At 64.3% G+C, this 1,702-nt stretch carries 2 protein-coding genes; both read left to right on the plus strand.

Annotated elements, in window-relative coordinates:
• The coding region (locus tag ACXJKR_RS31640) for a TonB-dependent receptor domain-containing protein (RefSeq protein WP_457326223.1) at positions 1 to 1,399 on the plus strand (1,399 nt) is incomplete at its 5' end.
• A 139-nt stretch (positions 1,400 to 1,538) separates the two neighbouring features.
• Positions 1,539 to 1,702 (plus strand): tryptophan 7-halogenase (locus ACXJKR_RS31645; protein WP_457326224.1); only part of this gene is annotated, 164 nt, incomplete at its 3' end.

Below are 1,702 nucleotides of genomic sequence, written 5' to 3' on the forward strand. Positions count from 1 at the left end.
CTACGACACCCTGTGTACCGAGTACCGGCGGCAGCTGCAGGGCCCCAATGCTGCGGCCTGCCCGGTGTCCTGGCAGCCGGCGGACTTCGGTGAGAACTCGCCCAACAGCAACAAGCAGAAGGAGAACACCAAGACGGCCTACGCCCAGCTGCGCTTCGGCCTGGAAGAGCACGGCCTGCCCATCGACGGCAACGTCGGTCTGCGCGTGGTGGAAACCAAGTACGACACCACCGGATACCAGACGCTGGTTTTCAACTCGACAGCTGCGGCAACGGCTCCGAACCTCAGCCGTCCCATCCCGACGTTCACGCCGTTCCTGACGCCGATCGCCGTTGAAAACAACTACGTCAATGTGTTGCCCAGCCTGAACCTGCGCTGGAAGGCCAACGACCAGATGCAGTTGCGCTTTGCCTATGCCAAGGCGGTGGCGCGGCCTGACTTCAGCGACCTGCAGCCCAACCTGCAGCTGACGGCGGGTGCTGCACAGACGCGTACGGTGGTCAACGCAGACTCGTCGCGCAYGATCTTCGTCGACGATCTGCGCAACGTCGGCTCGGCGCTGGGTAACCCGATCCTCAAGCCGGTCAAGTCGGATCAGTTCGACCTCTCCGGTGAGTGGTACATCGACCGCGCCAGTTCCATCACGGTGGCCGCCTTCAACAAGCGGCTCAAGGATGTGATCGTCAACCAGACAGGCGTGGCGACCGCGGCCGACACGACGGGCAAGTCCTACGACTTCGCCTACTCGACCAAGGTCAACGGGGCCAAGGGTTGGGCGCGCGGTGTGGAGGTCGCGGTGCAGCACTATTTCAATGGGCTGCCGGGCTTGCTCGCTGGCCTGGGCGTGCAGGCCAACGCCACGTATGTGGACAGCCGCCAGACGCGCTACAACTCGGTGGGTGCGGCCTGGTGCAGCAGCAATGCGGACGGCACCAACTTGAACCTGTTCGTCAACGGTTGTGACACCAACGGCCAGTCCTACGGGGACATGCCGCTGCCCAACCTGTCGCGCAAGGCGTTCAACCTGGCGCTGCTGTATGACCATGGTCCGTTCTCGGCACGCGTGGCCTATGCCTGGCGCGGCAAGTACCTCAACGGTGTCGCCTTCCCGGACAACACCGGCCCGAACCAGACGAACGGCTTGAACGGCAACCCGGATAGCCCGCAACAAGGCCGCAACAACATGCCGTTGGGCCTGCCGATCTGGACGGACAACTACGGTCAGCTGGATGTCGGTGTGCACTACAAGGTCACCGAGAGCCTGCAACTGGGTCTGGAAGGTCAGAACCTGACCGACTCGATCTACAAGCAGCTCATGCAGCAGCACGTCGGCTTGATGGGGCGCACCTGGTTCGCATCTGGCCCGCGCTACACCATGACGGCGCGCTACACCTTCTGATCGAACGGCCGGGTTTGTCCCGGCTCCAGACAGGCCTGGCGCTCCCGCGCCGGGCCTTTTTTTTGGGGTAGCGTCGTGAGACAAGACATCGGCGCCCAGGGCCATCGGCGCTCCCGGGCGCCAAGAGGAGATTGACAGCATGCGTGACGACCAAGCCATACGCCGCATCGTGATCGTGGGCGGCGGTACGGCCGGGTGGATGACCGCGGCACCGCTGGGCCAGTTGATGGGCCGAGGCGAGCACGCGGCCAGCTGCGAGATCGTGCTGATCGAGTCGCCCGAGATCGGCACCGTGGGCGTGGG

Source organism: Roseateles sp. P5_E11 (assembly GCF_054049355.1).